The organism is Desulfovibrio sp. (assembly GCF_035644575.1).
In the GTDB taxonomy this organism is placed as follows: domain Bacteria; phylum Desulfobacterota; class Desulfovibrionia; order Desulfovibrionales; family Desulfovibrionaceae; genus Desulfovibrio.
Window position 1 is genome coordinate 1 of record NZ_DASQOG010000153.1, and the last position, 9173, is coordinate 9173.

Sequence of the window (9173 nt, forward strand, 5' to 3'; positions counted from 1 at the left end):
CGGCAGCCAGCCGTGTACCTGGGTCATGAGCGCGTTGAAGTAGGGCAGTGCGCGCGAATGCTGCATAAAGGGCGCGCCCGCGAAAAATTTTTGCAGAAACAGCAGGGCCAGCGAGCAGAGCAGGACGCCCTTGGCAAGACCGAGCATGCCGCCAGCCAGTTTGTCTGCCCATGACACAAAGGAGAAGGAAAGTATTTTTTGCAGGATGCGCGCAATAATGGCCACCGAAATGATGACCCCCAGAAAAATGAGCACGTATGCCGCAATGATGCGCCATGAGGGATCAGTGATGAGCGTAAGGCGCGGCGCAAGCAGCGGATGGTAATGGTGCGCGGCCCAGAAGCCGCCCAACAGTGAAATAAGCCCGGCAACTTCGCCCACAAAACCGTGGATAAAGCCCCGTGTGCCAAAAAATACCAGTACAAGCACTATGATGAGGTCGAAAATATCCTGACCCATGCGTTCTCCGTTGCGGCTGTATTGCCCGCATGGCGGGCCGTTGCCGGGAAGGCTTTCGCGCCGAGGCCTTTGACCTGCGGCGGGGCAGAGCATAGCAGATGCTGACCTGCGGCACAATGTGCCTCGGGGGCTGATTGCCCGCAAGCTGCTGGTCTAGTTGCGGTATGGAACATGGATGACCGGGACGCTGCAAGCAGGGGGCGCAGTATGTGCGGGTCAGCGGAGCGTCAAACAGGGCAGGCAAGCTGTTGCGGCAGACGGGGCAGCAGTTGGGCAATACTGCTGTGGCTGCGCAGGGCCAGAACCACGCCGGGATCCGGCTCTGCAAAAACATGAGGGTAGTCCACCTCGCCGCACCGGGGATGCACGGTAAAGGCCAGTTGCTCGGGGCCGTCCGGCAAAAACTGCGCGTCAACGCCGGGCTTGTTGCCCCTCGCGTCCAACCGCCGCCAGACCTGCCGCTCGCTGATCCATACGGCATTGAGGCCGTGCAGTACCCGGTGGGGATCGTGCTCGTCTTCAAATCCCAGCAACTGGTAGCAGAATCCTGCGGCAATACCGTTGGCGCGCAGCAATGCCGCCAGAAGATGCGCCTTGGCATAACACAGCCCCTGCCCCACATGCAGAACTTCCGATGCGCTGCACGTAACAGCAGTGCCGCCGCAATCCACCGAGTGAGCAATGCTATCGCGCACAAATACAAAAGTTTTTTCAATGAGTTCCAATTCAGATGCGCAGTGCGCGGCAAGGCTGGCGGCCTTGCGCTGCACTGGTGCAGAGCGGAAATCAATGATTTCCGTCTCGCTCATGCAGGCTTGCGGTGCGGGGGGCTGTTGGTGCATCATCGCCAAACCCTATCACAGGGGCCTGCGGGGTGCAAAAAGACCAAAGCGTTCAGCTCCGCAGCGCATTGCCCTTTGCGCGCAGAACACAAACGTGCAACATCACAGGGCGGAACAATCGGCCGGGCAGGAGGCATGATGGATACATTGCGGGGCCGCGTGGCAGGCGTTGTGCTGGCGGGGGGGCTTTCCTCGCGCATGGGCCGCGACAAGGCGCTGCTGCGGGTCTATGGCTCGGACAATCCCGATCTGCTGGCCCGTACGCACGCTCTGCTTGCCTCCTTGCTGCCGCAGTGCTGGGTGTCGTGCAGGCCGGGTCTTCCTCATGCCGGGTACGAGTGCATTTTTGATGAAAAAAAAGACTGCGGCCCCGTAGCGGGGGTGGTCGCGGCCCTGCGCACGGCGCAGGCGCAGGGATTTTCTGCCGTGCTGGTACTTTCCTGCGACATGCCCTTTATGGATGCGCCCACCTTGCGCAAACTGCTTGCCGCCCGCGATGCAGCCCCGGCTGATACCCTTGCCACGCTTTACATTGATGCGGCCAGCGGCAGACCCGAGGCCCTTTCCGCCGTATACGAAACAGCAGCGCTTCACTGGTTTGAAGATTCGCTGGCCTTCCACGGCGGCAGGCTCAACAGGGTCGTGCCGCTCGAGCGGCAGTGCCGTTTGCCCTATGGCCCGGAAGAAGCCCGCCCGTTTTTCAATCTGAACCACCCCGATGACCTGCAAAGGGCGCTGGATATTCTGGACGCTTCCCATTAGTCTCTCTCTACCAGTTCACGGTCGTCTAAGTAATCGTGATTATCCGGCGGAATCTGAGTTGCCGCCAACCAATATTTGCTACCCGGCGCGGTTGCGCGTCTGCCCGGGCGAGCGGAGAAAACGCGCGTGAAAACACTGCCGCAGCACATGGCTTTATTCAGCCCGCTGCGGTGATTTGGAGCAAACATGGATATTGGGGCTTACACGTTTAAGGAATTTCATCGCCTTGCCGAGAATTTTCATGGTTATGCCGCACCGGGCCTGCTTGTGGGCGGCTATATGGTGGAGCTTGCCAAACGCCATCTGCCCGAGGGCACACTGTTTGAGGCCGTGGTGGAATCGGGCAAGTGCCTGCCTGACGCGGTGCAGTTGCTCACCCTGTGCAGCATCGGCAACAACTGGATGAAGATTCACAATCTGGGCCGCTACGCGGTGTCGCTGTTTGACAAGCACACTGGCGAGGGCGTGCGCGTGAGCCTGGATCCTGTAAAGATGGCCGCCTATCCCGAACTCAAGGCCTGGTTCTTTAAGGAAAAGGCCAAGAAAGATCAGGATATCGATCTGCTGGAATCAGAAATTGAAGCCGCGGGCGACAGCATCTGCAAGGTGGAACCCATCACGGTCAAGCGGCGGTTTATGGGCCACAAGCACATGACGCGCATTCTGTGCTGCCCCGTGTGCGGCGAGGCCTACCCGGTGGAAGACGGCCCCGTGTGCCGTGGCTGCCAGGGCGAGGCCCCCTATGTGCTGGCGCGGCGCGAGCTTAAGGAAGACTGTCAGGCCCTTGCCGCAGAGCACCACAAGGCCGCAACGGGCGTTCGTGTTGTGCCTGTGGAAGAAGCCGTGGGCAAAACCGTGGCGCACGACATGACCCGCATTGACCCCGGTCAGTTCAAGGGGCCGGAATTCAAGGCCGGGCAGCGCATTTCTGTGGGCGATATCTGCCGATTGCAGCAGATGGGCCGCTTCCATGTGGCCATTACAGATGATGCCCCGGCCAGCGCGCAGCTATCGCCCGAGGATCCCCGTGCTCTTGTGCACGAAAATGAAGTGGCGGAAATCTTTGCGCGCCGCATGGCTGGCGAAGGCGTTACCTACGAACTGCCGCCCCATGAAGGCAAGATAGATTTCAAGGCTGCCTGTAATGGACTTTTCTGCGTGGATGTGGAGCGCATGACGCGGTTCAATCTGGTGCCCGAGGTCATGGTGGCTTCTCGTCAGGATGGAACCCTGGTCAAGCAGGGCGGCCCGCTTTGCGGCACCCGCGCCATCCCGCTCCACATTACGCGCGAGCGGCTTGGTCAGGCGCTGGAAGCGCTGGAAGGCGGGCCTCTGTTCCGCGTGTTGCCCCTGCGCAAAGCCCGCGTGGGCATTCTTGTGACCGGAACCGAAGTTTTTCAGGGAATTATTGAAGACAAGTTCATCCCTGTCATCACCGCCAAGGTCAGCATGCTGGACTGCACCGTGGTGCGTACCGACATCGTACCGGACGACAAAGCCATGATGCAGGCCTCCGTGGCCGCCATGCGCGAGGCCGGGGCCGACCTGCTGATCACCACGGGCGGCCTTTCGGTTGACCCGGACGACGTGACCCGTCAGGCCCTTGTAGAAGCTGGGCTGACAGATGTGCTGCACGGTGTGCCCATCCTGCCCGGCACCATGAGCCTCATGGGCCGCATCCCTGGCCCACAGGGCGATATGCAGGTGCTGGGCGTGCCCGCCTGCGCCCTGTATTTTAAAACAACCTTTCTTGATCTGGTGCTGCCGCGCATGCTGGCAGGCCGTGGCCTGACCCGCGCCGAGGCTGCCCGCATGGGCGAGGGCGGCTACTGCCTGGCATGCCACACCTGCACCTATCCCAAGTGCTGGTTCGGTAAATAAGACTGCGCCTTGTGCAAAGGCGGACATGACTTTGCGCGGAGGCTCCGGAATTTTTTTTCGGGGCCTCCTTTTTTTCAGATTATTCTCCTCACACGCCGGGTATGAGCGACGTTGCGCGTCTGTTGAGGAGATTGCCTGTTGACCATGCGCGGAATGGTCGATAAATATAGACCGACCGTCGGTCTATTATGAGCAGGGGGCGCACATGCGCATCATCAAAGAGCATAGCGAGCGCAGGGCGGAAATTGTTGACGCAGCAGAAGCTCTGTTCGCGTCAAAGGGCTACGCCAGCACTACCATCAGTGACATTCTTGAAGCCCTGAATATCGCCAAGGGCACGTTTTATCATTACTTTGCCTCGAAAGAGGCGCTTATGGACGCCGCTATCGAGCGATACATTGATGCGGAAATGATCGTGGCGCAGGCTGTGGCGGACGATCCGCACATATCCGCTCACGAAAAAATGTTCCGCATTCTCACAGGCGCGGGGCGAGACAAAAAGCGCGGTGACCGCCTGGAAAAAGAAGCCAGCGCCGTGGGCAATGCGGATATGCATCAGCGTACCATGGCATCCATTGTCCTGCGGCTTTCGCCCATTCTTGAGGGCATTGTCCGGCAGGGAATGCGCGAGGGCTCGTTCCGAACGGAATATCCCAGAGAATGCATGGAGATACTACTTGCCGCTTCAGAATTTCTGCTGCACGGCTCGGCATTTGCGTGGGGTGGCGCCGAGCGCTTGCAAAAGGCCAAAGCGCTTGCCTGGATGGCGGAAAAAGCTCTTGGCGCGGAACAAGGTCGGTTCAGCTATCTTTATAAAAAGTATGAAGGAGATGGTGCCTGCTGTGATCAATGCTGAAACATGGATGGCAGACCTCCTGCCGCGATTGCAGCATGCTTTTGGCGCGCGCCTGCGATACCTTGGGCTGCAAGGCAGCTACCGCCGGGGCGAGGTCACTGAAGCCAGCGATATTGATGTGGTTGTGCTGCTGGATGCTGTTGCCCTGGATGATCTTGATGTTTACCGCGCCATTGTCCGCGCCATGCCCGAGGGTCAAAAGGCCTGCGGCTTTATCGGCGGAGCCGGGGATATCTTCCATTGGCCGCGACATGAACTTTTTGCATTCCAGAAGGACACAGAAGACTGGTTTGGCAAGCTGGAGAATTTCCTCCCCGTCATCACGGATAAAGACGCTGCGGACAGCGCAAAAATCGGTGCTGCCGGGCTTGTTCACCTTCTTACGCACACGTATCTGTATGCGGATGCGGCGGCCAGACCCCTTGTTTTGAAAGATGCCTATAAAGCAGCCTTTTTTGTCATGCTGGTGCGGCGCTACCTGGCCTCCGGCGTGTTCTGCCGCAGCAAAAAAGAACTGCTGACGAGCCTCGAAGGCTCGGAGAGAGATATCATTGCCGTTGGGCTTGACCTTCCCCTCTGGCTTGCTGCTCACACCGAAAGGCAATGCTACGACATGCTGCTGCGCTGGTGCAAAGATATTTTGTATGGGAGCAACCTTGGTGTTTCTGACTGAACGGGGCGTATTTTTTATGACGGATTTTTGTAAACCACCTGGCTGATCCAGGTGGTTTTTTTATGCAATAGGCTATCTGGCGACTGGAGAACCGTAATTTTTTAAGGAAAAAGTATAATTATTTCAGTGAGAGTTTGAAGGAAAATACCAGCCAAATTGTGCTGTTTGTGCGTACAATTCCATCAATTATAGTGTTCCATCACCATGAAATGGCATACAAAATTCGATCATTGGGAAAATGGTCACAAATAGGGTCGGTTCCCTTTAAAAAAATGTAAGTATCTTGCGATATCACGTTTTTTCAACTATGGTGAAAACAAATCTCCATCTTGTTAATTGACGCAGTTCAGAGGCGTCTTGTTCAACGCAGGAGTTCTGACCTTGCGTTGCGTGATTGGCCTAAAAAAGGAGTGTCATCATGAAAAGCACCCGGAGGAGTTTCCTCAAGGGCGTCGGTGCAGGAGTTCTCTGCCTCACATTGGGGCAGCTGGGCTTCGACCTGGGCGAGGCCCAGGCTTACGCCGTAAAACTCAAGATAGAAGGCGCCAAAGAAGTCATCAGCGTCTGCCCCTTCTGTTCGGTCTGCTGTCAGGTCATAGCCTATGTGCGTGACGGCAAGCTCGTTTCCACAGAGGGCGACCCGGACTTTCCCGTCAACGAAGGTGCGCTCTGCGCCAAGGGCGCGGCGCTCTTCAGCATGTACACCAATGACCACCGCCTGAAAAAGCCGCTTTACCGCGCGCCCAACAGCGATCACTGGGTGGAAAAAGACTGGGACTGGACCTTGGCCCAGATCGCCCGCCGGGTTAAAGACACCCGCGACAAAGATTTTATTCTCAAGAATGCCAAGGGACAGACGGTCAATCGGCTTGATTCCATCTTCTGGATGGGAACCTCGCACGCCTCCAACGAAGAATGCGCAGTCATTCACCAAGCAATACGCGGCCTGGGTGTTGTCCATATGGACCACCAGGCGCGGGTCTGACACAGCCCCACTGTTGCGGCTCTGGCAGAGTCGTTCGGACGCGGTGCTATGACGAACCACTGGATCGATATCAAGAATAGCGATGCAGTGCTTATTATCGGCAGCAATGCCGCTGAACATCATCCTGTCGCCTTTAAGTGGGTCATGCGGGCCAAGGACAACGGGGCCGTGCTCATGCACGTTGATCCCAAGTTCTCGCGCACGTCCGCCCGTTGCGACTTCCACGTGCCTCTGCGTTCAGGAACGGATATTCCCTTCCTGGGCGGCATGGTCAACTACATTCTGGAAAACAAGCTGTACTTCAAGGAATACGTTGAAAAGTACACCCACGCCGCTTTTGTGGTGGGCAAGGATTACGCTTTCAACGACGGCCTTTTCAGCGGCTATGATCCGGCCACCCGCACATACGACAAAAAGACATGGGCGCTGGAAATGGGGCCTGACGGCAAGCCCGTCATTGATCCCACTTTCCAGAACGAGCGCTGCGTCATCAACATGATGCGGCAGCACTATTCCCGCTATACGCTCAAAAACGTTTCTGACGTGACGGGCGTTTCGCAGGAAAATCTGCTCAAGGTCTACAAGGCTTTCTGCGCCACTGGCGGCCCCAACAAGGCCGGCACCATCATGTACGCTCTGGGCTGGACACAGCACACCGTGGGCGTACAGAACATCCGCCTCTCATCGCTGATCCAGCTCCTGCTGGGCAATATCGGCGTGGCTGGCGGCGGCATCAACGCCCTGCGCGGCGAGCCCAATGTGCAGGGTTCCACTGACCATGCCCTGTTGTACAACAACCTGCCTGGCTACCACGGGACGCCCCGTGCCCCGTGGCAGACCCTGGCCGACTACAACAAGGCCAACACCCCTGTCACCAAGCTGCCCAACAGCGCCAACTGGTGGGGCAACAGGCCCAAGTATATCGCAAGCCTGCTCAAGGGCTGGTTTGGCGATGAAGCCACGCCTGAAAACGACTTCTGCTATGACCTGCTGGCCAAGCTGGAGCCGAATGAAGACTGCTCGTACATGTTTGCCATGGATAGACTCTATCAGGGCAAGATGCGCGGTGGTTTCATCTTTGGCGTGAACCCCATGAACAGCTTCCCCAATACCAACAAGATGCGGGCCGCTCTGGACAAGCTGGACTGGCTCGTGTGCTCGGAACTGCACAATTCGGAAACCACGGACAACTGGAAGCGCCCCGGTGTGGACCCCAAGGCCTGCAAGACCGAAGTGTTTCTCTTGCCCTCGGCTCACCGTATTGAAAAGGAAGGCACCATCAGCAACAGCGGTCGCTGGTTGCAGTGGTTTGACCAGGGCGTAATGCCCGGCGGCGAAGCACGCAACTTTGCGGACATCGTGGTGCCCCTGTTCAACCAGATTCGCGAGCTGTACAAGACCGAAGGCGGCGTGCTGCCCGACCCCATCCTCAAGATGCACTGGACAGACAAGTACGACGCTGCCGAGTGGGCGCGCCGTATCAACGGTTTCTTCTGGGCTGATACCAAGGTGGGCGACAAGCAGTACAAGCGCGGTCAGCTCGTGCCGGCCTTCGCAGCGCTGAAGGACGATGGTACGACCTCGTCGCTCAACTGGATATACACAGGCAGCTGGACAGAAGAAGAAGGCAACAAGTCCAAACGCCGTAATACCAGTCAGACGCCCATGCAGGCCAACATCGGCCTGTTCCCCAACTGGTCGTGGTGCTGGCCGGTCAACCGCCGCATCCTCTACAACCGCGCCTCTGTGGACGTGAACGGCAAGCCGTTCAATCCCAAGCGGGCAGTTATTGAATGGGACGGCACCAAATGGGTGGGTGACGTGCCCGACGGCCCCTGGCCGCCTATGGCCAATGAAGGCGGCAAGCTGCCCTTCATCATGGTGAAGGACGGGCATTCCCAGTTCTTCGCCACTGGCCCAGCCGACGGCCCCTTCCCCGAACACTACGAACCTGCGGAAACGCCTCTGGCCAGCCATCCGTTCTCCAGGCAGTTGAGCAGCCCGGTGTACAAGTTCCATACCTCTGATATGGACAAGATCGCCGCACCCGCTGACCCCAACTACCCCTACGTGCTGACCACCTACAGCCTCACCGAACACTGGTGCGGCGGCGGCGAAACGCGCAATGTGCCCAACCTGCTCGAAACCGAGCCCCAGCTCTATGTGGAAATGAGCCCAGAGCTGGCCAAGGAAAAGGGCATCAAGAACGGCGACGGCGTCCTTCTTGAAAGCATTCGCGGTACCTGCGAGGCCATCGCCATGGTGACGGTGCGCATTCGTCCCTTTACGGTTATGGGCAGAACGATCCACCTTGTGGGTATGCCCTTTGCCTTTGGCTGGACAACGCCCAAGTGCGGCGACTCCACCAACAGGCTGACCGTTGGTGCGTATGACCCCAACACCACCATTCCTGAATCCAAGGCCTGCTGCGTCAATCTGCGTAAGGCCGACAAGCTGACCGAAATAGGCTAACGAGCCGGGCGCGCTCCTTAGTGGAGTGCGCCCGCCAAGGAGCATTGCTATGCCGAAGACTTTTTTGATCGACACCACTCGGTGCACGGCATGCCGGGGCTGCCAGTTGGCCTGTAAGGAATGGCATGACCTGCCTGCCAATGAGACCAAGCAGCGCGGCACTCATCAGAATCCGCCGGATCTGAACCCCAACAACCTCAAGATTGTTCGTTTTCGCGAGCGTATGAAGCCTGACGGCACCGT

At 58.1% G+C, this 9173-nt stretch carries 7 protein-coding genes and 1 pseudogene; 6 read left to right on the forward strand and 2 right to left on the reverse strand.

Annotated elements, in window-relative coordinates:
- Both VEZ52_RS08790 and VEZ52_RS08795 read right to left on the reverse strand, forming a co-directional pair.
- The coding region (locus VEZ52_RS08790) for a CvpA family protein (RefSeq protein WP_324836495.1) at positions 1 to 459 on the reverse strand (459 nt) is incomplete at its 3' end.
- Between the two features lie 227 nt (positions 460 to 686).
- On the reverse strand, positions 687 to 1268 hold the full coding sequence (locus tag VEZ52_RS08795) for a transglutaminase domain-containing protein (protein WP_324836496.1): 582 nt from the start codon (positions 1266 to 1268) through the stop codon (positions 687 to 689).
- Between the two features lie 171 nt (positions 1269 to 1439).
- On the opposite strand from VEZ52_RS08795, the gene mobA reads away from it, so the two are divergent.
- The 6 genes and pseudogenes from mobA to VEZ52_RS08825 all read left to right on the forward strand — a co-directional run.
- Positions 1440 to 2063, forward strand: coding sequence for a molybdenum cofactor guanylyltransferase (gene mobA, locus VEZ52_RS08800; protein ID WP_324836497.1), 624 nt, complete (start codon positions 1440 to 1442; stop codon positions 2061 to 2063).
- 186 nt (positions 2064 to 2249) lie between these two features.
- The gene (locus tag VEZ52_RS08805) at positions 2250 to 3944 is read left to right on the forward strand and encodes an FmdE family protein (RefSeq protein WP_227118536.1); all 1695 of its coding nucleotides are present in this window, start codon (positions 2250 to 2252) and stop codon (positions 3942 to 3944) included.
- A 205-nt stretch (positions 3945 to 4149) separates the two neighbouring features.
- Positions 4150 to 4800 carry a TetR/AcrR family transcriptional regulator gene (locus VEZ52_RS08810; protein WP_324836498.1) on the forward strand — a complete coding sequence of 217 codons (651 nt, stop codon included), beginning with the start codon at positions 4150 to 4152 and terminating at the stop codon, positions 4798 to 4800.
- Complete coding sequence (locus tag VEZ52_RS08815; protein ID WP_324836499.1) at positions 4787 to 5473, forward strand: nucleotidyltransferase domain-containing protein; 687 nt, start codon at positions 4787 to 4789, stop codon at positions 5471 to 5473. The genes VEZ52_RS08810 and VEZ52_RS08815 overlap by 14 nt, the downstream gene beginning before the upstream one ends.
- Positions 5474 to 5891: 418 nt before the next feature.
- Positions 5892 to 8930 (forward strand): formate dehydrogenase-N subunit alpha, encoded by a 3039-nt coding sequence (gene fdnG / locus VEZ52_RS08820; protein ID WP_324836500.1) that lies wholly within the window; start codon positions 5892 to 5894, stop codon positions 8928 to 8930.
- A 49-nt stretch (positions 8931 to 8979) separates the two neighbouring features.
- Positions 8980 to 9173 (forward strand): annotated as a pseudogene (locus VEZ52_RS08825) (formate dehydrogenase); the annotation flags it as partial.